Genomic DNA, 18,129 nt, shown 5'->3' on the forward strand with positions numbered 1-18,129 from the left:
CGATGGCAGCCCGTCTTTGTCTCGCGTACCCCCTGCAGGCATGGAGATGCTCTCATGTTGAAAGCACCGTTTGCAACGAGCCGCGCACACCTCGGCCTTCCGAAGGCCCAGACCTGGTGGCTCATTCATACCGCACATTGTCCAAGGCGGAGGTGACTGACGCAGGGTCGATGCGATCATCGGCTACGACTTTCAAAGCGCCGTTGGGAGAAATCCCAACGGCGCTTTTTTTGTTTCAGGGGCTATCGAGGAGGACAACATGACGGACGCGCCCAACAAAGTCACGCTGCTGGCCGAAAAGATGTTCGTCATCCGGTCGCTGACCGACAGCCGCATCAATTTCTACGAAGCGCGCCGCGTTTGGAACACGTCGCCGGCACACGCCACCATCTTCCAAAGCCGGGAAGCCGCCGAGCATGTCGTCTATGACCTCGAGCATGGTCGTGACCGCATCACGCTCGAGGGCGAGGAGCTTGCAATCGTGCCGTTCGTCGACGCGATCATGGCGCACGGCACGATCATTCAGGTCCGCAAGCCCTAGGTCTCGGCGTCATTGTCGACGCGAACGCCGGGATCGGTGAGGAAGCGCGATGCCAGGAGATGCGCGCCCGAATTCATGTAATGGAAGTTGCCGTCATCGGTATCGGCATAGGCGGTGCGTACGCTGCCGCCACGACCGACCTCGAAATAGCCGACCGCGACGCTACTCCCGTTTTTAAGTCTCTCGAGCAACGTTTCCACCAACTCGACCGCGCGCTGATTGACGGCGTGATCAATCGTTCTGAGTGTCTGAACTTTTTCCGCTGCCATCGGCGGCACCTCCTCGGTTTCGATTTCCATCAGGCTTCGGCCGGCTTGTTGTGAAGGGCGAGCTCTTCGACCGTGAAGTGCGCATCTGACCAGAGCGCTCCTTGGATGAAGCCGAGCCAGCGGAAGGCTTTCTCCATCCGCCCCTCGGCAACGAATTTGCGGATCTCGGCGCACATGTAGAGCAGGTGGCCGATACGCTCCTTGTAGATGACGCCCTTGCCGGTCAGTCGCTTCGGCTCGAGCTTCTTGGGCGCCAGAAATTTCTCGTAGCGGTCGATGACCTCGAGGACCTTCTCCGGCGTCATGGCTTAAATCCTCCTGACCAGAGTTCTTCGACCTTGCCTGGCACTGGCCACGCTTTGCGGCCGGCGAGGATCTCTTCCAGAAGCCACAGGCAATTGGCCATGCGCTCGGGAAGTTCCTCCGCCTTCACCGGATCGCGCCAGATGACGCAGAGCCCGGTGTTGGTGCGGGTATCTTCACGGCAGGCGATGAGGCCGTGCAATTCAGGCATCTGGCGCTTCCGATGCAGGACATAGCGCATCGCCAGGTCTTTCGACGAGAACGCAATCATCGTATTGCCCTCGTAGGCATCGCAGGCGGCGAACTGTTCTTCTTCGGTCATGTCGACTCTTTCAGTGCAGCTCGTGCCGCCCGGTGGATATCGCCGTTGAGCTTCGTCAGTATGCGCGCCTGCACCATGATCTCGTTGTGCCGGCGCCGTGGACCGCCCCAGACGTTCGGACGCAAGCGGAGATGTTCGGCCTCGAGACGATCATGCTCGGCCATGAGCATCGCAGCAGCGGCCACCATGCCTTTGGCAAAATCTGCTGACGCCATCACTCCTCCTCTGGTCTCAGACACTCGCCCTGGCGCACGATCGTGAAGCCGTTGCGCGTGAGCTCCTTTTCGATGGCGATGGCCAGCACAGCCGCGAAGGTACGCGTCACTGCCGGCGACACGCCTTGCAGGGTTTCGGCGATGATCCGCTGCGCTTCCTTCATCCGCGCTCGCAGTGATTGAGCAGGCCGAGAACGGCAGCCTCGCGGTTGGTGATCAGGCAGCGCGAGCACATGGCATCGCCGTGACCGAGAGTCGACTTCACCCAGTCGTGAAGCTGCGGCGCCGGCTTCTTATCGGGCGCGTCGGCTTTTTCGCTTGTCTCTTGTTCCATTCAGTCGCGACCTCCTATGTCTTGGGTCCTCTCCTGCGCATCAGTTCTTTTTCTCCGGCCTGAAATCCTCTTCCGGGTCGAATTGAACGAGGCCCGGCGTGATATCGAAATGCTGCGACAGCATCTTGAAGACAGACTCCATCGCCTGGAAGCCCTGCGCACAGAGATCCCGCATCGCCACGATCGTGTGGACGGAGAGCTCGGTTGCCTTGTGCTGCGCCTCCCGGCTCGGAAAATCCTCGCGCTTGGAGCGGAAGCGGATGCCGGTATCGGTCGGGCGAATGACGCCCCACGTCGGCCATTCAAAGCGGAACATCGTCCGCTCCTTGTCGACAACGATGACATAGCCGCCCATGTCGTACTTGTTCAGCACGGCGACGATCTCGGCCATGCAGTCCTGGTAGCGCTTGTCTTTCAATGTTTCGGCCTTTCATTGTGAACCGTACGGAACGCCTCAACCGCTGCTCGCACCTGCGGTGAGGCGTTGAGCTCGGCTTGCTCTGCTTCCGTCGGCGGCCGGATCGTCAGGTCGGCATTGAAGATGCTGAGCGTGCCGCAGGAGAAGCATAGGCTGAGGTCGCCCTCAGCCGGCCTCGCGGCGCCAACACCAGTGGTGAGTTCGTTGACTTCGCCGCAGACAGGGCAGCGATTGGGCGGCGTTTCAATGCTGACGGCGTCGGAAATGGTGTGCATTATCTTTCGCGCTCCCTGCTAAAGCTCTCGATTGTTTCGAGCATGTTCGATCCCGGTAGAGGAATGAAGTTGCCGGCCCGCGTCATGGCGTCGATCCAGAGGAACATCGCGGTCTCCACCTCCTTGATGGCCTCGAGCCGGTTCTCGCCCCAGGCGCTGCAACCAGGCAGGTCGGGTGCAATGGCGATGAAACCCTTGTCCTCTTCTCTCCAAGCAACGAGCACGGGATAGGCATTATTCATGGGTCGCCTCCTCGGCTGCAAAGCGACCCGCCTTGATGTCGGCAGAGGAGAGATCGCGCAGCCGTATAGCTTCGCGCGTGTCGCGGCGCGCCAGGGCTTGCGAGATCAACGTCTTCCAGATCTCGACATTGGTTTTTTCGCGCCTCATCGCACGCCCGATGCTGCGCGTGAAAATAACGACGACGATCGTCATGACTATAATTGCGGAGGCCTCGACGATATAGACAGCGACCATCACCATAGGTCCTCCGAGTAAAGCTCGCAGGGCAGGCGTCGTGGCATGAACTGTTCGGCCTCGAAGGCGATCAGGGCAGCGCGCTCGCGATCGACGAACGTACCCTTGTCCGTCAGAAAACCCTGAATGCAGCCTGCGATCTCAAGCGGCGACGTGCCGCCGAAATGCATTGCGCTGATGATGTCCGAATGCCGGGCTGGCGCCGGCATCGACAAGATCAGGCCCTGGCTCTTCAGCGCGGCGGCGACGATTTTCATTGTGGGGCAAACACCATGATGTTGGAGAGGTCGATCAGCGCAAAGCCGCCGACGACCATGGCATTGAGCGTAAAGATGACGGACAGCGGCAGCGACATCAGCCAGTTGAGGACGTTCTCTTCGTCAGGGGCTTCGTTTCGCAGCCAATAGAGCACCGCCGGCGACACCACGCTCAGCATGCCGAGCACAAGCATCATTTGCCTCAAGGAAGGCGCGGTTATCATGGACGCTTCGCCTCCTCTTTCAGCATGTCGAGGAGCTCTTGGTTCTGGCGAACGATCTGCTGCATGACGGCCAAGCGATCGGCTGTCGGCGCGACAGCGGCCGGGGATGCGGCCGCGCCTTGCGAGACCTGCGCCTCTGGTTTGCCGATCGACTCGATGGAGTCGAGGAAATCGCCGCCCGAGTCGGAGCGGCAGGGGCTGTAGAAAGTTTCGGTGTGAAAGTGGATTTTGACTTCTTGCTGGCTTTCCATCACCTGACGCAGGCGCTCGGCGGTGGCATCGTCCTCGATGGTGAAATCGAAGGCGGCGCCATTGACGCCGGAGCCAGAGGTGAAGCCACCCCGAATAATCTCGGCCTCCCAGGTCGGGCAGATCGGGCCCGATCGGTAGAGCTTGGTGATCCTGCCGATTTTTTCGCCGGTCCGGCTGGTGTAACAGCCGCCGACGGCAACGCTCAACGCCACCGCACTAACGATCGTCAGGATCTTTTTCATACCGGTCTCCAGCCGTGAATGTTCTTCATCGCAAAGTCACGCTCCTCGCCCTTGGCGACATCAAGCGCCCGCAACAGCCACTGCTTTTCCGGATGCCATTCGGTGGACCCCCAATAGATCGCCGCTTGCGGGACGATCGTGCGCCAGGCCCGTTCACCTCGCCAATTGGTGTAGTCGATTGCGACTGCGCGCTCGTTCATTGCGTCTTCCACCCCGACAGCAGCTTGCCGTCGCCCTTGCACTTGCAGTCGCGCTTGGAAATATCGGCGCCGCAACTCGAGCAGAGCACGGCGGTGACGGGCTCAGGCTTTGGCGGCGCGTCTTCGGCTTCGCGCTCTTTGACGGCGGCTTTGCTCACTGCATCATCCTTTCGATCCGAACCTGTTCGACTTCGGCCTTACCTTTAAGTTCGCGCCAGCAGAGCTCGATCTCGACATCTTCGATGTCGTTCGTCGCTAAGAAGCGCCGCTCAGTGCACATGAAATTCAGAATGGCGCCCCGCCGCGTCGGCGACACCGAGCGGACGTTGATCTCGCCGTTTTCAACGATGGCGTAGGCAAGCGGCATCGTGCTCCATCCTCTCGCATTCCATTTCGAGTTCCCTGGCAAACTTGTCTTTCGCGGCGGCGATTAAGAGCTCGCGTGCTGGCTCGTCGGCGTATCTGGCCTCGATATTCGCGTGCACGCTCTCGACGTAACGCTTGGCAATCGCCTGCATGACTTCCTCGAGATTGTCGACGCGCTCACTCACGGCGCCACCTTGATGATCGTGTCCGGCTTCAGACAGACGAGATCGCTCTTGAGTTGGGCCGGGATGCCGCCCGCAACTGCGCACCGCTTGTTGAACCGGCCCTGCAGATAGAGCCCGGTGAACATCAGCGAGAGCGAGACAGCGAAGAACACGCCCATGATCAGTTTGAACTCGCGCATCTCGCGGCGATAGCGCTCCCAGGGTGTCTCGATTTTTTGGGTCATGACTTCTCTTCTTGTTTCGCAGCTCGCTTCTGGCGACGCTTTAGCGCCCACTCTTCATCGCCTGCCATGATCGAGCCGAACGGGACTACTTCGTCAGCCATCCTCGACCTCCAAGATGTCTTCAGCCGTGAGGCCATTCTTGAGCGGAAAGCTGTTCCAGCAGATCTTCTTGGCCATCACGCCTTTGCGATGGATGCGCGGCCAGTGATCTTCATAAGTCTCGTCGAGGAGATCGGCAGCGCGTGCGTTCGTCAGAACTATGTTGCGCACGCCGTCTCGTTTGTTCGGATTGACACGTGGGCGGCGCCCGGTGACGGCAGCGACGTAGTCGCAATAGGCATCTGCCAGAGCGTCGCTCTTGGTCACAAAAGAGACGAACGCCAATCCCTTGGCCGTGATACCAAGGGAGCCGTCGCCGTCGATCACGCCACGCCAAAAATCCGGCGCGGAAAAAGGAACAATTGGCGGCGTCGCAGCCCGAGACTTGCCTTTCGTCGGGAATCCTGCTGCCTTCATCTCTTCGCGGATGCCCGCGCCGAAAAAGAGTAAACTGGAGCTTGCGTGCTCGGTCGCGAAGTTCGTTGTCCGTTTTCGGTGCGTGATTGTCGACTTCCACGGCAATAAATCCCGAAGGGTCAAGAGGACGCCGTTGTCGCCCATCGAGAGCTCGACACAAACGCGGCCACGGCCTCGCTCCATCTCGATGAGATAGCCGTCGGCGATGCAGAGCCCATAGAAGTAGGCGTGCACGGGGTTCTTGAGGTTCAGCCCTTCCACGGATCCGTAGGGATCAGGTCTACGATCCATTGCTTTAAAGGTCTCCGGACGACCCGCCGCCGCCAAAATCGCCGCCGCCAGCCGAGAACGTGTCATTGGATGACACGTCAATCGCGGACGAGGCGGCAGCGTCCGACGTCACGGCATCGAGAATGGTCTCGAGCAGCAGTGCGGTTCCAAGGGCGTCGAAACCATCGTCGGTGCCCTGGGCCGGTCGATCGCTCGGGCTCGGCGGCTGAATGCTGACGCCATGCCTCTTAAGCATCTGCGTGGCGGCGGAGCGTGTCAGGGGCGGCAAGCCCTTTCTGCGCCGTGCGGTATTGAGGCGGTCGAGGTCCTGATGCGAAATCATGGTCTAGGTCTCCCCATGAAAGTCTAGCATGGCTTAACTTTAAACGAGGACAACTGGGAGACAAAGAGCCTCGCCATTGTTGTCCTCAACGCTTATTCCACCGTGAGCGGACGCTTACGGGCTTGCAGGTCGCTGAGATAGACCTCTGAGGACCAGCGCGGATATGCCGTCGGCAGCCCCATGTTGAGAGCTGGGCGTTCATCGAGGAGGCGCTGCAATCGTCCCTTCTCTTCAATCAGCCAGGACATCGTCGGCTTGAGGAGGGCTTTGCAGCGCGGACATTCCCCACAGGCCGTCCCGAGTAGCCAGTCGCCTTTGCAAAGAGACAGAGGCTCAGACATGCTGTGGGTCCTCCGGTTGAAAAACGACCCACTGATGGGTTTCGGTCCGGACGATCGTTTCGATTGCGGCCTCGCCGTTCGCAAGCGGGCGACCCGCATCACCCGAGAGCACCGCTACGATGTCGATGAGCGCATTCATTGCCTCGGTGGACAAGATGAGTTTGGTCGACTCGTCGCCGACATTTTCGCCATTCATGAAGTTGACGTAAAAGCGGCCATCGCCTTCGACGCGGCCGGCGAAGACGGAGCGCTTGTCGTCTAGCGTGATGCAGTAGCCCTTGATGGGCGTGATGATTTCGGTCAATAGGTCCCCCCACAGTCAACGTATTTTCCGTCCCTGTCGTAGATGTACATTTTCAGCATCTGCGCTCCCTTCGTCTGCTTGGCGACAAAAACCTGCGCTTCCGCGAGCGTGTCGAATTCGTCGGCGATCCAGTCGTCTTGACTGAAGGTGTCAACACCGACGACGCGAAAATTCTTGTGGTTGGGCGCGCGCGTGAAACTACGATCAATATCCGCCATGCCTAGCGTTCCCAGCACGTGAGGCTCGTGCGCTGGTGCGTTGCCATCGCTGCACGCGCATCCTCGCATTCGAGGCTGGTCGAGAACGGCCCGACGCTGATAGCATGCGAGTTGAGGTCGTACTGGTAATAGGTGAAGAACCAGCCGAGAATAACGATGGCGTGCTTCATGACGATGGCCCTGGTAGCGGAGAGTGTTTCGGTTTTGCGGCTTGCTTGGCGCGGATTTTCTCGAGGTTCGCCCAACAACGAGCGAGTTCATCCCCCGCTGCGCTCGCAACGTCGAAGTCATGAGCATTGGCGAGCGCGCACAGCGTCGTCATCGTGCCGCCAAGCTCCTGCATCGGCTCGCCGACGGGACGATCGTAGACGTAATCCACCAGCGCTTTTGCTTCGGCGCGGGTGCAGCCAAGCGACTGCACGAGCTCAAGCGCCTCTTCGAGAAAGCGATGATTGCGCTCGATGGTGTCAGCCGAGATCGTTTCGCCAAAGCAGGCTGCGGTCCAACGCTTGACGGCGAGTTGAAAATCTCTAAGGAACATCAACGCACCTCCGGCTCGGATGGACTCAGCCGCTAGACATCGGCGATCGGCATTTTCGTTATAAGCGTTGGCCCGGTCGAAGCGTCCCTTGGCCCGCTCTTTCGCCGCTCTGTGCTTCCATCGCGCTGCAGCCGCCTCGTGCTCAGCGATAAGCATCTCCGGGAATATGGTTTTGTAGTCCATCACGCGCTGAGCTCCTCCCGCCAGCCGCCGAGCGCCAGCGCGGTCAAAGCGATTGCGAGTTTCTTCATTCGTTTCCTTCCTGGAAGCCCGGGACATCCCGTCCCTGAATGCTCTCTGGAATGGTGCGATACGGCTGCGACTTCTTCCACTTCTGGTAAAACTCGTAGGCCTCGCGGAGCTTCGGGGTGACGCCATACTTCTCGTAGAGCCTGCGCACCAGCTCGTAGGCTTCATCCGCCGAGAGGTCGTCCGGTTTCGCTTCATCCCTGACGGCGTCGCGAAAGGTGCAGATGATCGCGTCGAGCAGCACATCCATGCCGCGCGACGAATTGAGAACCGTTCCCGGATCGCTCAAGGCTTCGTTCAAAATACGCTCGATCTCCCTCCGGACGTCGCCGCTTTCGATGACTTCTTCCGCCGTCTTCACTTCTTCACCTCATTCGGGAATGTGCAATCACCGCTGGCCATCGAGCCGTGCTGCTTGGCACACTCGATTTCAACGTCGTTGCGGCCTTTCATGTTCTGAGCGCAGCCGGTCACGGAATTGACCGCCCAGCCACAGGCAAGCGCGACGGCGGCCCAGACGATCGCCTGGGGCATGGTCAGGTCGCTCATCAGTTCAACACCATCGATGGGCTGTCGCGGCTTTCGAGGGCGACGCAGTTGTCGCCATAGAGCGTCAGCCATTGCCGGATGTCGTCAGTATCGGGCGACAAGGTGCCAGCGCAGATACGCGCTACCGCATCGTCGAGCACCGCGATCGCAGCCTCATGACTGGGCTTGATCAACTGGGCGGCAAAATTCATCGGCGAAAGGAATGCGCCCTGTTCCGCGCCACGGATCATGGGCTCGCGTGGAAATCTCGGATCGAGCGCCTGGAGCTGCATTTCGTGGGTGGCGCCCCTGAGGTAGCGGATTGGGTTGAGGATGAGATCGAGCCGCATCATGGCGAGGCTATAGCTGTGCCACACCGGATGCGCATCGGGGGCTTCGATCACCCAGCAGGCGATGACATCCCGACAGTCTTCCGGGACGTCGTAGCTGGTGTAACCGGTCGCCAGATCCTGGCGCCAGGCTCGTATGTTCCGCCCTGTCATCTGCGGCACAAGCGAAATCGGATCGATCTCTTGCGGGGTCATGACGCCCATCCCTCGTTGATCAAAAGTATCATATACCGAGACTTTAGGGAGATCAAAGTCCCACTTTCAACAGCTCTTCTAGGGGAGTGCCGGAACGCTCGGCTCGTCGTCAGGCCAGACGTTGAGGCGCCGGCATTTCCCACACACCCAGAAGCGAAAGCGCACCGCCAAGATGTGCAGCACGTACACCGTCTTGCAGTGCTTGCAGGCCGGTCCTGGCTTGTGAAATTCGTCCATCTCTTTCCCCGAGATCCGGCCTAGGCCTCTTGGCCGGTACGCCCTGACTGCTTTGCGGCCATCAGTGCGTTAACTGCCCCGCTGGGTTCTGGCGCTCTGGCGCTGGACCTGGCGGGGCTTTTTTTGCGTTTCAGAGCCTTTTTTCGCCTTGCTGCGCCGAATGGGCGACGGCGTGCGATCGAGTATTTTGCTGAGACCGCCCGCCATGGGCATGTATTCAGTCACCACGATGCCGGCCTCATCGAACAGGAATTTTGCTTCCGCAAAACTTTCCGCCCACTTGGGACCAAGCGCATCGTCGAATGTTTCGATCACCGAGACCCGCGTAATGCCCGCCTGGATGACATGACAGGCGCAGCGATCGCAGATGGGCATCGAGCAATAGAGCTCATAGCCACGGACCGACACTGCGCTTGACAGGATGGCGTTGAGCTCGGCGTGGATGGTGCGCGAATGTTTGGAGCCATTTTGAAAGGCCGAGCGATCGGAAACGCCGCGCGGCGGGCCATTGAAGCCCATCGAGGCAACGGTCCGATCCGGCCTGACGATCACCGCCCCGACCTTGCAGGTTGGGTGCTTGGACCACTGCGCCACATGCAGCGAGAGATCCAGAAACCGGCTTGCCCATTTGGCGTCGGTTGCGAAACTCCCCATCACGACCCTTTTAGTGCTGTTGCGGCAGGTGTTCCTGGTGGAACGCAGCCAGCCCCTCGGAAAAACCGGCAAGCGGATCTTGCGCCTCGGCACGCGGCATCGGCGGCGGCTGCGATACGCGGTAGTAGTTGTCGTATCGCTGTTTCTCCGCCTGGGCTGCGGCTTGCGCATCTTCGATGCGACGGGCGATCTTCAGCAGCATCAGGTAGCCGACCAGATCGTCGATCGTCGACTCGCTGGCGAGTTCTGAGCCCTTCATGATGCGCGTGATTTGGTCGTCAATCCGGACCTTGAGGCCCTCGAGGCGATCGGCGCGCGAAAAAATGCGCACCGGTTCCAAGGCTGAATTGCCGTAGGTTTGGTTTTTCTCAATGAGCAGTGCGCGGATTTCCTCGCACGCTTCATTGATCAGCTCGATGATCATGCCACTTTTCCCTTCTTGGAATGCACCTTGCGTTCGAAATACGTGTCAAGGACCTGGCGGCCGCTCGTCGTGATGAAGGCATTGGCGAAGAGCTTGGCGCCGTCGCGGGGCTTCAATTCAATGAAGCCGCCGCTGACCATCCCCTCGACCTCTTCGTCCATGACGTCCGGGTTGGTCGGCACCGGCACGCCGCAACCTGTGTCGGTGGCGTAGCGAATGAGCTCGAGGATGTGGGCGCCGGTGCGCGTCATCTCCATCAGTCCGCATTCCCCTTGATGTGATTGCGCACGTCGTTCAAGTCGTCGATGTAGCTGCTGCAGATGGCGGCGATCAGGCCGACGAGCAGCGTGTCGCAATCGCGTTCGACGGTGCCGCAAAAGGTGCAGTACTGCACCGGCATATTCATCGGTCGATCTGGCGCCGAGCCTTGCGACGGCGTTTCAGTCTTGTTGAGGTTCAGCATTGAGCGCCTCTGCTTGAAGTTTCGCCTTGAAGGCCTCGCGCTCGGCGAGGAGCGCTTCGATACGATTGCCAAACAGCTGCAAATCGAAATTGGGGGACGCGATCAGGCGCTTTCTGGCGCGGAAGGCGATGTAGTTCTCCGGCAGGCGCGGATCGAAGACAAGACCGATGGCTTCGCGCTCGTTGGGGAACTGCTCGAGGAAGGCATCGATGACGGCGACACCGAAATCTTCCTTCGTATGTTTGGGTGTCTCGCCCGCCATGTAGAACGGCATCGTAATGTCGACGTGCTGGTAGTGGTCGAGCACGTCGTCAACCGAAAAGCCGGTATTGAGTTGGGGCAGGCCGCTCTCGGCGGTATCGGTCATTGCAGGGTCGCCTCCACAAAACCGACGTCGGAGAGGGCTTCGCGCGCTTCTTCCTTGAGGCCGGCGTTCCATAGCGCCATGAACCGCTGCATGGCCTTCAGCTTCACGACGAAGTCGGCAGTGTTGGCTTGCGCCTCGCGCTGCAGATCGTTCTTCATCGTCTCAATTTCATCGCGCGTCTGATTGAGGAGGGCCTGGCCGGCGTCGATTTCGGCGCAGCCCCGTTCGATGGCGACCTGGATCTCGGCCAGCGCCCGCATATTGGCGACAGCGGCCTCTTGCGTGCGCAGCATCGCCGCGCCGTTGAGAACGAGCAGGACAACGAGCAGGATGGCAAGCGCCGTCATGGGTCAAACCCTCGCGGTTGAACGCAGAGACTGACTGGAACCGACGCTTACAAGAACTCAGGCGGCAAAAAACTCAGGTGCCGAGACCGGTCGAACCAAACCCGCCGGCGCCCCGCTCGGTCGCCTCGAAATCGTCGACGGCCTCGACGACCTCGATCTCGGGAATGCGCTGGATGACAAGCTGCGCAATTCGATCGCCGCGCTTGACGGGGAAGGGATCGGCGCCGTGGTTGATCAGAATGACCCCCACGGCGCCTGTAAATCCCTCGTCGATCGTTCCCGGAGAATTAAGTACGCTGATACCGTGCTTCAGCGCAAGACCGGAACGCGGACGGATCTGGGCCTCGTGTCCCGGCGGCAACTTCATCGAAAATCCGATCGGCACGAGGACACGGCCGCCCTTCGGAAAAATGAGCATGTCCGCTTCGCAGGCCGCTCTGAGATCCAAACCGGCGTCGCCCGGATGCGCCTTCGCCGGCAGCGGCAGATCGTGGCCGTTGGGGAGGCGCTTGAAGGAGACTACGGGCCCTAGTCGCGCCAGCGCGGCCGGGGTCTGCATTGCCATTGTCGTCATGTCCAGTCTCCGTTGCTCGTGCCTCAGCAAAAGGCCATTGCGGTCGCGGATTTTCAATCTGTTGGCGGTGGCCTCGCTATCGTCGGCGTAGGGCGCAATAACTTCCGACGTTATCGCTTCGGCAAGCGGCATCGCCGACTGTTGCGCCAACTTGTGGGCGTACATCAGCGCGCGGGCATCCGAGAGGGCGTTGTGTGGGATCTCGGGATGCGTCTCGAGGCCGTACACGAGCTGCATGTTGAGCTCGACGTGGAGACAGATACCATTGGGCTCGGTGATCATCTGCAGGAGGTAACGAAAGTCGCACGGGAAGTCGGCAATGATCGTTTCGTCCTCATGCTTGACCAGAAAGTCGGCGAGGCGCGTGCGAAAGAGAGCGACGGGAATTTTCGGCTTATTCAGGATCGGCAGCACATTCTCCTTGACCCACGCGTCGTCGGCGGTGTCCCGCAGCACCTCGTAGAATTCATCGCCATCGGTGGCGACCAACGCCAGCGAGATCAGGAGCCCGTTGAAGCCATTGAATTCGGTGTCGAGATAGAGCGTCATCCGATCCTCGCGAAAGCAAAGACGTTATCGGGGAGGGGGCCACGCGCAAAGGCGACGGCGCCGATCCAATCACGCCCGGCATAGTTTTCACCAACCTTCCGCATGCTGGAGCCGGTCGTCCAAACGTCGTCGACGACGAGGAGCGTGTCCAGCCGCACGGTTGCGAAGTCCATGAGGCGGGTCATCAGCTTGGCGCCGCCGGTCGGGACGTACGTCAGCCCGGAAAACGGCGGCAGCTTCGGTCCGAGGACCTGAGCAATGCACGCCCAGTCTTCGTCCGACAGCGCATCGCACTCGATTTTCCAATCGAGTTCGCGGCCCGAGGCGCCGATGAATTTCCCCCACTGAAAGAGATTGTTCACGCGGCGATCTCCAGGAACTTCTTATATGCAGCGTACGGATCATCGGCGCGTGTGATCGGGCGGCCGATGACGAGAAAGTCGGCTTCTTCGCAGCTGGCCGCTGGAACCGCATGATCGTCGCTGATGTTGCCCGGGAGCCTGATCCCGGGAACGATGAGGGTCTTATCGAGGATGCCAAAATCATGCCGGTAATTCCGCGCCAAATGCGCCGAGCAGACAAGGGCTGGTGCCGGCGTGGCGATGCAGTACTGCTCGCGATCGCTGGTGAGATATGGCACGTGCGCAATACGCGTAATGCCGGAGGCACCTTTGAGTGCGGCTTCGACATTATTTCGAACCGATAGAAATTCGGGCTCGATCTCGCGGCAGATGGCGGCGGTCGCTCGCTCGACGGTCGTTGGCACGTCCGAGAGCTTGGCATCCAGAAAAAGCTTCACGCCTGCCATCTTGAGTTGGCGAGCGAAGCGAAGGCCATCCTTGGAATAGATCAACTCAAGACCTACTTTGTACCATGAGGCGCGGATAACTCCCGCGAGTCCCGCCGCCTCTCTGACGCTCGGCACGTCGAGCGCGACAATCACTTGCTGGCTCATTGCTTCACCTTGGCGAGAAACGTCGCTGCGATATCGGCGAGCGCTGCCGTGCAGCGCTTCAGGTATTCATCGTGCGTGATGCCGATTTCGCGCGCCGCCGCGAAACGCGCCTCGATTTCATTCTGCAACGCAATCCTGTCGGGCAGAGGCGGCGCTTCAATCGGGCTGACTTTGATCTTTAGAAACTTCCGCCACGGCGTCAGCCTTGGTCGCCATCCGCGCCACCAGTAGGTCTTGATGCCAATCGTGTCGCGCTCGGCTCCAACCTCCCAATGATCGACGTAGTAACCATCGACCTCGATCTCATATTCGCCGCTCGGGATCTGGACCTTCATTCCGCCGCCTCGAGCTTGGGTTGATCCTGATACATGACGGCGTTGAGGAGGAGGCCCTTGTGCTCCTCGCGTTTTCGCTCGAGGCGGGCCTTCAGGTATTCGAGGCGGCAAGCGCTGATCACGTGCGTTTTGGCCTTGTCACGGAGGTCGGCCTGCTTTCTGGCCATGCGGAGCTGCTTCATGGGATGTTTCACGCCAAACAATTTCGACGCCAAAGTCTAGCTAGATGAGACTTTGCTGGACGCCTGACAAGCCCGCAATTTGTGACGGCTGTGGGTAATCGGTCAAGCACAGCTTAACTGTTACTCCGTGGACTCATCATCCGGATCCCAGCACACAACCTCCGTCAGGTTGGCGGTCTGCACGGCATGCCAGCCGGAGATCGGAAAGGGACCTTGATCGATGACCTTCTGCCGCCAGCGCCGGCACTCCGAGTCGGGCTCGGAGACGACGACCGCCGGCCCCGCATCGAAATTATAGCGCGCCCAATGGTAGGGCTCGTACGTCAACTGAAAGTTGGTCCAGGCAAACGCAAGCAGGAGGACACCGCCGAGAAGCCAATCGCAGGCGCGTCCGGCCCAGCAGCGCTGACGCACGGAGGTGCGGGTGAGCCAGAAAGTGCGCAGCCGCTCCATCAGATTTTGTCCACGTCGAGACCGTCAATTTCCATTGTTTCTTGGACCGACTTGCGTCGCGCTACCGGCGACTTCGTTGCGAAGTTGTTCCAACCCCAAACGAGCATTTGAAAAGACCGTGCGCGGCCATTTCGCTCGCTTGTCCCTTTTTTCGCAATCCACTCCCGCGCAAAATGAGCCGCGTCGCCGGGATAGTTCGGAACCCCGGTTCTCAGGACCTCGGCAAATTCATCAGCGCGTTGGCGCTGACCAACGAGTTCAGCGGCGCAATAGTGCACTGCTGCAGCCATCGAGCGGCTAACCGCTCCACACGAAAGGCAGGTGGTAATCGAGTCATCCAGTCGCGGATGGCGACTGGACATCGCCTCCTGATCCAATGCCGTAATCTTCAGATACGAGGTGATGTTGGCGTTGCGGCTTTTGATTGCATAAAGCGCCCGGACCGTGGCTGCGAATACAGCGGCATTGCGATGTCCAGCGAGGTGGGCATGATCGGCGTTGCTGCGCGTAATTCCAGTGTCGATCACGGCCATCACCTTCTTGCGATCGAGCCCCCAAATAACCGGCGCCCGGATCGGCATTCTAGCTATGACGCACGCAGACAATCGATGCTGACCGTCGAGAAGCACTGGTGGGGTTTCATTGGAGAAGAGAATTGGACCGCCGATATCCTGCCATTCGCCGGCTTGGATCGCTCGTGCGATCGCGGCTGCGTGGTGTGGTCTAAACAAGCGATTGACGGTGTTGAAGTTCAACCACTCCGCCGCCATCTCCGGCGTGATGGTCTGATAATTTCCTGCGGCGTGTGGATGAAAAAGGTCGACGAGTTGTTGGTTCATTGGAGGCTCCTGCTCGGATGACGGTTCATGCAAAAAGTATCAGCAGGCTTGACTTTGCACTTAACCCGCTTTCGTTTTATCCACGTAACAATGAACTCTAGATCCAGTGAGACAGTTACGCCGCCACCTCATCATCAAGGTGATCGAGTGCCGAGACGACCAGGTTGAGCTTGTGCTCGACGTGGCCGACATGGAGGCCCTTACGCTGCAGGCGTTCGATCTCCGCCTGCATCAGAGCGCCGGCACGCACGAGATCGCGGCGCTTGTTCTTCGGCTTCCACCACATCGGGTCCCACGGCCAGCAGATCGGGCAACCGTCGGCGCGCAAGGATGGTTCGCGATCGGTGCCGCGCAGGAAGTAGCACATGGCGGCATCCAACATCTCGCCGTCCGCATGCGTGTCGTCGTGTTCCGGCGTCCAACCTTCGACGGTTTTCTGCCGGGCTCTCTCGTCACAGATTTGGGCGATCGCGCTCAAGGTTGAACAAAGCCTCCGGTGTGTCGATACGGTCAGCGCCCGGCCGCTCGCCGAGACGGAGCTGCCGCGTGGTGGAGTTGCGCGCTGAAACGAGCAGACAGATGTGTTGGGTATAACTCGCGCGCGGGCTCGGCCTACGGATCGAGTCGGTAACGATGAGGCGAATGCCGCGAAATGTCGGAAACGTCCGGTCTTCGAACTTGCGCCAAATCACCTCGTCAAACATGCGGAACCACGCGTAGGTTTCGCTGTGGACGATCACCATGTCGACGTCCCACTTCCAGCGTTCGTCGCCGAGACCGTCCTTATGCATCCAGACATCGTCGCGGTGCTTCGGAGTGAGGTGCGCATCCGTCATGCGGGATCGGCCTCCGGCAGTTTTTCATCGGGGTCGATGTTCGACACCTCGCTCATCGCTATGAAGTGCCCGTTGAGCGCATCCCACACTCCCCAGTGATCGGAGGGCCTCACAATCGGTTTCTCGGTCAAGGAGCGCGCCTGATAGCGGAAACTCATGCCGCCCGGCTCGTCGTAGCGGTGATAGACGCGCATCAGGTTGGCGGTCGAAAAGGTCACGGATTGATCTCGCGATTGAAGGCCTGGCACTTGGCGAAGAACTTCTGGTGCGTCGGAATGTCGATGGCGCCGTCGCGCACGGCTTCCGGATAGAGCTTACGGCAGGCCTTGTCTTTCCATTCGCCCGGCAGGCGGTCGAAGTTGGAAAACACGGCGCGCACGAACTCGCCTTGTGGTGGACGTCCCTCGGCCGGCATTTTGCTGTTCTGATCGAAGGCGGTGAAATAGTCGGCGATCGATGGCTCGATCTTGGCAGCCACTTTTGGCTTTGATGGCTGAGCCGGAACCTCGGCGAACGCTTCGCAGGCGAAGTCGCCGGGGAGGCAAGCCTTCGCCGGCAGTGGCGTCAGGAAAGCGGCGGCGAGCGCGACCAGGGGAAGGGCCAGGGGACGCCGGACGCGCAACTGCACCGGCGTCTTTGACTGGACAAGGACGGGGTGAGCAACAGCACGGACAAGCACTAACATCTCTCCTATCGGTTATGGCGACTCGGGCTGCAAGTCATTTTTCGCAGCTGCCGGTTTTCGAGTTTTGGCGTTGCGTTGAAAGCGCAAAATGTCGTCCGGCGAACCGCCGGCGATGATGACGAAAATGTTGCGGCGACGCGCTTGCTCGATCATGCCGCGCGTGCCGCGTCCACCCTCGAAAGCGACGACGGCATCGGGCTTGAAGATCTGCAGGAGCTCGACATTGCGACGCATGCCGGCGGCCTTGCCCCATTGCTTCCAGTCGGCCACGAACGGCCTGAGCAATTCATGCCCACGCTTGGCGGCCCACACGCGCGCCAGCGTGTCGGCGCCTCTAGCATCGCCGGTCGCGACCGTGATCAGGCGCTTGTCCTTGACGATCTCATCCAGCGCCGCGTCGAGGTAATCCTGGTTGGTGAAATCGCGACCACCACAGACGGCGAGCCGATAGGGCCGGTCGGGTTCGACTGTCGGAAAGAGATCGTCTTGCATCATTCACCCGCCATCTGGTTGATGATGGCGGTAGCGCGCTCAAGCCCTTCATTGGTCCGCTGCATGGCGTCGGCGAGAGCAAAGCGGTTGTTGGCGATCTGCACCAGTCTTCCGCGCCACACGAGCCGGAGCAGGCAATCCCGCGCCGAGCCTTCCTTGGTCCAACCCACGTGATCGGCGATCGCCCGAAATGACGGAAAGGGTCGCGCGGCGGCGAGCTCGTCGACAACGAAGGCCAGCACCACGGCCTGCTGTGCCGGCAGTGGGCCCGGACGATATTTGGGTTTGGTGAATGCCCGGCTCATTCGGCGGCATCCTGCTGCTCAGGAGGGCGGCGCACATAGCCGTCGGCCTCGCCTTCGTGGACGTAAATCTTGACGGTCAGCTGGCCTGGATTGCCGGCGCGGCGGAGGCCGTATTCGAAGACGACCATCTCGGGCGGGAAGGCGGTCTCGCGCACCAGCTTGTCGACCCAGGCGAGGGCGGTCAGCGCCACCTGCGTATCCATATTCGCCGGCACCTCGAGGTCGACGGTCACCCGGTCGCCCCGGCGGTAGTCACGGACCTTTTCAATGCTCGTCGCGCGCCGGCAATCATCGCGCCAGGCGTCATACATGCCCTGGCCCACCCGGACGGGCGCCGGGATTTCTATCAACTTGTAGGTGTGAAAGGCCACCGCGTCCGAACCCCCCGTCTTTGCTGGGAAGTTAAGCGCTGTTTGACTTTTAAAGTCTAGCCTTGCTTGACCTTTGTGCACAGCCGTTTCGGCGTGCCGTTA

At 60.2% G+C, this 18,129-nt stretch carries 50 protein-coding genes; 1 reads left to right on the plus strand and 49 read right to left on the minus strand.

Features of this window, described 5'->3' with window-relative positions; genetic code table 11:
- Window positions 1-259 precede the first annotated feature (259 nt).
- Entirely contained in the window at window positions 260-541 is a 282-nt protein-coding gene (locus K2Q04_RS08545) for a hypothetical protein (protein WP_291161922.1), read from the plus strand.
- On the opposite strand, the gene K2Q04_RS08550 is transcribed toward K2Q04_RS08545, so the two are convergent.
- The 49 genes from K2Q04_RS08550 to K2Q04_RS08790 form a co-directional block, all read right to left on the minus strand.
- Window positions 538-840 carry a hypothetical protein gene (locus K2Q04_RS08550; RefSeq protein WP_291161924.1) on the minus strand — a complete coding sequence of 101 codons (303 nt, stop codon included), beginning with the start codon at window positions 838-840 and terminating at the stop codon, window positions 538-540. The genes K2Q04_RS08545 and K2Q04_RS08550 overlap by 4 nt on opposite strands.
- A complete protein-coding gene (locus tag K2Q04_RS08555; RefSeq protein ID WP_291161926.1) occupies window positions 840-1,115 on the minus strand; it encodes a hypothetical protein in 276 nt (91 codons plus the stop codon). Before K2Q04_RS08555 ends, K2Q04_RS08550 begins: the two co-directional genes overlap by 1 nt.
- A complete protein-coding gene (locus K2Q04_RS08560; RefSeq protein ID WP_291161929.1) occupies window positions 1,112-1,435 on the minus strand; it encodes a hypothetical protein in 324 nt (107 codons plus the stop codon). The genes K2Q04_RS08555 and K2Q04_RS08560 overlap by 4 nt, the downstream gene beginning before the upstream one ends.
- Window positions 1,432-1,650, minus strand: coding sequence for a hypothetical protein (locus tag K2Q04_RS08565; RefSeq protein WP_291161931.1), 219 nt, complete (start codon window positions 1,648-1,650; stop codon window positions 1,432-1,434). The genes K2Q04_RS08560 and K2Q04_RS08565 overlap by 4 nt, the downstream gene beginning before the upstream one ends.
- Window positions 1,650-1,814 carry a hypothetical protein gene (locus K2Q04_RS08570; RefSeq protein ID WP_291161934.1) on the minus strand — a complete coding sequence of 55 codons (165 nt, stop codon included), beginning with the start codon at window positions 1,812-1,814 and terminating at the stop codon, window positions 1,650-1,652. Before K2Q04_RS08570 ends, K2Q04_RS08565 begins: the two co-directional genes overlap by 1 nt.
- The gene (locus K2Q04_RS08575; protein ID WP_291161936.1) at window positions 1,811-1,984 is read right to left on the minus strand and encodes a hypothetical protein; all 174 of its coding nucleotides are present in this window, start codon (window positions 1,982-1,984) and stop codon (window positions 1,811-1,813) included. The genes K2Q04_RS08570 and K2Q04_RS08575 overlap by 4 nt, the downstream gene beginning before the upstream one ends.
- 40 nt (window positions 1,985-2,024) lie before the next feature.
- A complete protein-coding gene (locus K2Q04_RS08580) occupies window positions 2,025-2,402 on the minus strand; it encodes a hypothetical protein (protein WP_291161939.1) in 378 nt (125 codons plus the stop codon).
- The gene (locus K2Q04_RS08585; RefSeq protein WP_291161942.1) at window positions 2,399-2,677 is read right to left on the minus strand and encodes a hypothetical protein; all 279 of its coding nucleotides are present in this window, start codon (window positions 2,675-2,677) and stop codon (window positions 2,399-2,401) included. Before K2Q04_RS08585 ends, K2Q04_RS08580 begins: the two co-directional genes overlap by 4 nt.
- Window positions 2,677-2,919: a type II toxin-antitoxin system HicB family antitoxin gene (locus K2Q04_RS08590; RefSeq protein ID WP_291161945.1), complete on the minus strand. Its 243-nt coding sequence runs from the start codon at window positions 2,917-2,919 to the stop codon at window positions 2,677-2,679. Before K2Q04_RS08590 ends, K2Q04_RS08585 begins: the two co-directional genes overlap by 1 nt.
- Window positions 2,912-3,160, minus strand: a complete 249-nt coding sequence (locus K2Q04_RS08595; RefSeq protein WP_291161947.1) for a hypothetical protein — start codon at window positions 3,158-3,160, stop codon at window positions 2,912-2,914. The genes K2Q04_RS08590 and K2Q04_RS08595 overlap by 8 nt, the downstream gene beginning before the upstream one ends.
- Window positions 3,154-3,411, minus strand: a complete 258-nt coding sequence (locus K2Q04_RS08600; protein WP_291161950.1) for a hypothetical protein — start codon at window positions 3,409-3,411, stop codon at window positions 3,154-3,156. The genes K2Q04_RS08595 and K2Q04_RS08600 overlap by 7 nt, the downstream gene beginning before the upstream one ends.
- The gene (locus tag K2Q04_RS08605) at window positions 3,408-3,635 is read right to left on the minus strand and encodes a hypothetical protein (RefSeq protein ID WP_291161953.1); all 228 of its coding nucleotides are present in this window, start codon (window positions 3,633-3,635) and stop codon (window positions 3,408-3,410) included. The genes K2Q04_RS08600 and K2Q04_RS08605 overlap by 4 nt, the downstream gene beginning before the upstream one ends.
- Window positions 3,632-4,129, minus strand: coding sequence for a hypothetical protein (locus K2Q04_RS08610; protein WP_291161956.1), 498 nt, complete (start codon window positions 4,127-4,129; stop codon window positions 3,632-3,634). Before K2Q04_RS08610 ends, K2Q04_RS08605 begins: the two co-directional genes overlap by 4 nt.
- Entirely contained in the window at window positions 4,126-4,329 is a 204-nt protein-coding gene (locus tag K2Q04_RS08615; RefSeq protein ID WP_291161959.1) for a hypothetical protein, read from the minus strand. Before K2Q04_RS08615 ends, K2Q04_RS08610 begins: the two co-directional genes overlap by 4 nt.
- A complete protein-coding gene (locus tag K2Q04_RS08620) occupies window positions 4,326-4,487 on the minus strand; it encodes a hypothetical protein (RefSeq protein WP_291161962.1) in 162 nt (53 codons plus the stop codon). Before K2Q04_RS08620 ends, K2Q04_RS08615 begins: the two co-directional genes overlap by 4 nt.
- Window positions 4,484-4,696 (minus strand): hypothetical protein, encoded by a 213-nt coding sequence (locus K2Q04_RS08625; RefSeq protein ID WP_291161965.1) that lies wholly within the window; start codon window positions 4,694-4,696, stop codon window positions 4,484-4,486. Before K2Q04_RS08625 ends, K2Q04_RS08620 begins: the two co-directional genes overlap by 4 nt.
- On the minus strand, window positions 4,671-4,880 hold the full coding sequence (locus K2Q04_RS08630) for a hypothetical protein (RefSeq protein WP_291161967.1): 210 nt from the start codon (window positions 4,878-4,880) through the stop codon (window positions 4,671-4,673). The genes K2Q04_RS08625 and K2Q04_RS08630 overlap by 26 nt, the downstream gene beginning before the upstream one ends.
- Entirely contained in the window at window positions 4,877-5,104 is a 228-nt protein-coding gene (locus K2Q04_RS08635; protein WP_291161970.1) for a hypothetical protein, read from the minus strand. The genes K2Q04_RS08630 and K2Q04_RS08635 overlap by 4 nt, the downstream gene beginning before the upstream one ends.
- Window positions 5,105-5,197: 93 nt before the next feature.
- A complete protein-coding gene (locus tag K2Q04_RS08640) occupies window positions 5,198-5,911 on the minus strand; it encodes a hypothetical protein (protein WP_291161972.1) in 714 nt (237 codons plus the stop codon).
- Between the two features lie 4 nt (window positions 5,912-5,915).
- The gene (locus tag K2Q04_RS08645) at window positions 5,916-6,233 is read right to left on the minus strand and encodes a hypothetical protein (RefSeq protein ID WP_291161974.1); all 318 of its coding nucleotides are present in this window, start codon (window positions 6,231-6,233) and stop codon (window positions 5,916-5,918) included.
- 92 nt (window positions 6,234-6,325) lie between these two features.
- A complete protein-coding gene (locus K2Q04_RS08650; protein WP_291161977.1) occupies window positions 6,326-6,574 on the minus strand; it encodes a hypothetical protein in 249 nt (82 codons plus the stop codon).
- Entirely contained in the window at window positions 6,567-6,878 is a 312-nt protein-coding gene (locus K2Q04_RS08655; protein ID WP_291161980.1) for a hypothetical protein, read from the minus strand. The genes K2Q04_RS08650 and K2Q04_RS08655 overlap by 8 nt, the downstream gene beginning before the upstream one ends.
- Window positions 6,875-7,096, minus strand: coding sequence for a hypothetical protein (locus K2Q04_RS08660; RefSeq protein ID WP_291161983.1), 222 nt, complete (start codon window positions 7,094-7,096; stop codon window positions 6,875-6,877). Before K2Q04_RS08660 ends, K2Q04_RS08655 begins: the two co-directional genes overlap by 4 nt.
- A gap of 2 nt (window positions 7,097-7,098) precedes the next feature.
- Window positions 7,099-7,266 carry a hypothetical protein gene (locus tag K2Q04_RS08665; protein WP_291161986.1) on the minus strand — a complete coding sequence of 56 codons (168 nt, stop codon included), beginning with the start codon at window positions 7,264-7,266 and terminating at the stop codon, window positions 7,099-7,101.
- Window positions 7,263-7,820 carry a hypothetical protein gene (locus tag K2Q04_RS08670; protein WP_291161989.1) on the minus strand — a complete coding sequence of 186 codons (558 nt, stop codon included), beginning with the start codon at window positions 7,818-7,820 and terminating at the stop codon, window positions 7,263-7,265. Before K2Q04_RS08670 ends, K2Q04_RS08665 begins: the two co-directional genes overlap by 4 nt.
- Before the next feature lie 64 nt (window positions 7,821-7,884).
- A complete protein-coding gene (locus tag K2Q04_RS08675) occupies window positions 7,885-8,247 on the minus strand; it encodes a hypothetical protein (protein WP_291161992.1) in 363 nt (120 codons plus the stop codon).
- On the minus strand, window positions 8,244-8,435 hold the full coding sequence (locus K2Q04_RS08680) for a hypothetical protein (protein ID WP_291161995.1): 192 nt from the start codon (window positions 8,433-8,435) through the stop codon (window positions 8,244-8,246). Before K2Q04_RS08680 ends, K2Q04_RS08675 begins: the two co-directional genes overlap by 4 nt.
- The gene (locus K2Q04_RS08685) at window positions 8,435-8,959 is read right to left on the minus strand and encodes a hypothetical protein (RefSeq protein ID WP_291161998.1); all 525 of its coding nucleotides are present in this window, start codon (window positions 8,957-8,959) and stop codon (window positions 8,435-8,437) included. The genes K2Q04_RS08680 and K2Q04_RS08685 overlap by 1 nt, the downstream gene beginning before the upstream one ends.
- Before the next feature lie 78 nt (window positions 8,960-9,037).
- On the minus strand, window positions 9,038-9,196 hold the full coding sequence (locus K2Q04_RS08690; protein WP_291162001.1) for a hypothetical protein: 159 nt from the start codon (window positions 9,194-9,196) through the stop codon (window positions 9,038-9,040).
- A gap of 69 nt (window positions 9,197-9,265) precedes the next feature.
- A complete protein-coding gene (locus tag K2Q04_RS08695; protein WP_291162003.1) occupies window positions 9,266-9,850 on the minus strand; it encodes a deaminase in 585 nt (194 codons plus the stop codon).
- A gap of 10 nt (window positions 9,851-9,860) precedes the next feature.
- The gene (locus K2Q04_RS08700; RefSeq protein WP_291162006.1) at window positions 9,861-10,274 is read right to left on the minus strand and encodes a hypothetical protein; all 414 of its coding nucleotides are present in this window, start codon (window positions 10,272-10,274) and stop codon (window positions 9,861-9,863) included.
- Window positions 10,271-10,531, minus strand: coding sequence for a hypothetical protein (locus tag K2Q04_RS08705; RefSeq protein ID WP_291162009.1), 261 nt, complete (start codon window positions 10,529-10,531; stop codon window positions 10,271-10,273). The genes K2Q04_RS08700 and K2Q04_RS08705 overlap by 4 nt, the downstream gene beginning before the upstream one ends.
- Window positions 10,531-10,737 (minus strand): hypothetical protein, encoded by a 207-nt coding sequence (locus tag K2Q04_RS08710; RefSeq protein ID WP_291162012.1) that lies wholly within the window; start codon window positions 10,735-10,737, stop codon window positions 10,531-10,533. The genes K2Q04_RS08705 and K2Q04_RS08710 overlap by 1 nt, the downstream gene beginning before the upstream one ends.
- Entirely contained in the window at window positions 10,715-11,104 is a 390-nt protein-coding gene (locus K2Q04_RS08715; protein WP_291162014.1) for a hypothetical protein, read from the minus strand. The genes K2Q04_RS08710 and K2Q04_RS08715 overlap by 23 nt, the downstream gene beginning before the upstream one ends.
- Entirely contained in the window at window positions 11,101-11,451 is a 351-nt protein-coding gene (locus tag K2Q04_RS08720) for a hypothetical protein (RefSeq protein ID WP_291162017.1), read from the minus strand. Before K2Q04_RS08720 ends, K2Q04_RS08715 begins: the two co-directional genes overlap by 4 nt.
- 73 nt (window positions 11,452-11,524) lie before the next feature.
- Window positions 11,525-12,574 (minus strand): dUTP diphosphatase, encoded by a 1,050-nt coding sequence (dut, locus tag K2Q04_RS22195; protein ID WP_366935744.1) that lies wholly within the window; start codon window positions 12,572-12,574, stop codon window positions 11,525-11,527.
- Window positions 12,571-12,936, minus strand: a complete 366-nt coding sequence (locus K2Q04_RS08730; RefSeq protein ID WP_291162019.1) for a hypothetical protein — start codon at window positions 12,934-12,936, stop codon at window positions 12,571-12,573. The genes dut and K2Q04_RS08730 overlap by 4 nt, the downstream gene beginning before the upstream one ends.
- Entirely contained in the window at window positions 12,933-13,529 is a 597-nt protein-coding gene (locus K2Q04_RS08735; RefSeq protein WP_291162022.1) for an orotidine 5'-phosphate decarboxylase / HUMPS family protein, read from the minus strand. The genes K2Q04_RS08730 and K2Q04_RS08735 overlap by 4 nt, the downstream gene beginning before the upstream one ends.
- Window positions 13,526-13,864, minus strand: coding sequence for a hypothetical protein (locus K2Q04_RS08740; protein ID WP_291162025.1), 339 nt, complete (start codon window positions 13,862-13,864; stop codon window positions 13,526-13,528). The genes K2Q04_RS08735 and K2Q04_RS08740 overlap by 4 nt, the downstream gene beginning before the upstream one ends.
- Complete coding sequence (locus tag K2Q04_RS08745) at window positions 13,861-14,031, minus strand: hypothetical protein (protein WP_291162028.1); 171 nt, start codon at window positions 14,029-14,031, stop codon at window positions 13,861-13,863. The genes K2Q04_RS08740 and K2Q04_RS08745 overlap by 4 nt, the downstream gene beginning before the upstream one ends.
- 135 nt (window positions 14,032-14,166) lie before the next feature.
- Window positions 14,167-14,499, minus strand: a complete 333-nt coding sequence (locus tag K2Q04_RS08750; RefSeq protein ID WP_291162030.1) for a hypothetical protein — start codon at window positions 14,497-14,499, stop codon at window positions 14,167-14,169.
- Window positions 14,499-15,338 carry a hypothetical protein gene (locus tag K2Q04_RS08755; RefSeq protein WP_291162033.1) on the minus strand — a complete coding sequence of 280 codons (840 nt, stop codon included), beginning with the start codon at window positions 15,336-15,338 and terminating at the stop codon, window positions 14,499-14,501. The genes K2Q04_RS08750 and K2Q04_RS08755 overlap by 1 nt, the downstream gene beginning before the upstream one ends.
- 115 nt (window positions 15,339-15,453) lie before the next feature.
- Complete coding sequence (locus K2Q04_RS08760; RefSeq protein ID WP_291162035.1) at window positions 15,454-15,816, minus strand: hypothetical protein; 363 nt, start codon at window positions 15,814-15,816, stop codon at window positions 15,454-15,456.
- A complete protein-coding gene (locus K2Q04_RS08765; protein ID WP_291162037.1) occupies window positions 15,791-16,174 on the minus strand; it encodes a hypothetical protein in 384 nt (127 codons plus the stop codon). Before K2Q04_RS08765 ends, K2Q04_RS08760 begins: the two co-directional genes overlap by 26 nt.
- Window positions 16,171-16,392 (minus strand): hypothetical protein, encoded by a 222-nt coding sequence (locus K2Q04_RS08770; protein ID WP_291162039.1) that lies wholly within the window; start codon window positions 16,390-16,392, stop codon window positions 16,171-16,173. The genes K2Q04_RS08765 and K2Q04_RS08770 overlap by 4 nt, the downstream gene beginning before the upstream one ends.
- The gene (locus K2Q04_RS08775) at window positions 16,389-16,853 is read right to left on the minus strand and encodes a hypothetical protein (protein WP_291162041.1); all 465 of its coding nucleotides are present in this window, start codon (window positions 16,851-16,853) and stop codon (window positions 16,389-16,391) included. The genes K2Q04_RS08770 and K2Q04_RS08775 overlap by 4 nt, the downstream gene beginning before the upstream one ends.
- 18 nt (window positions 16,854-16,871) lie before the next feature.
- Entirely contained in the window at window positions 16,872-17,354 is a 483-nt protein-coding gene (locus K2Q04_RS08780; RefSeq protein ID WP_291162043.1) for a DUF2493 domain-containing protein, read from the minus strand.
- A complete protein-coding gene (locus K2Q04_RS08785) occupies window positions 17,351-17,656 on the minus strand; it encodes a hypothetical protein (protein WP_291162045.1) in 306 nt (101 codons plus the stop codon). Before K2Q04_RS08785 ends, K2Q04_RS08780 begins: the two co-directional genes overlap by 4 nt.
- Complete coding sequence (locus K2Q04_RS08790; protein WP_291162048.1) at window positions 17,653-18,027, minus strand: hypothetical protein; 375 nt, start codon at window positions 18,025-18,027, stop codon at window positions 17,653-17,655. The genes K2Q04_RS08785 and K2Q04_RS08790 overlap by 4 nt, the downstream gene beginning before the upstream one ends.
- Window positions 18,028-18,129 lie beyond the last annotated feature (102 nt).

The organism is Hyphomicrobium sp. (assembly GCF_019753045.1).
Lineage (GTDB): Bacteria > Pseudomonadota > Alphaproteobacteria > Rhizobiales > Hyphomicrobiaceae > Hyphomicrobium_B.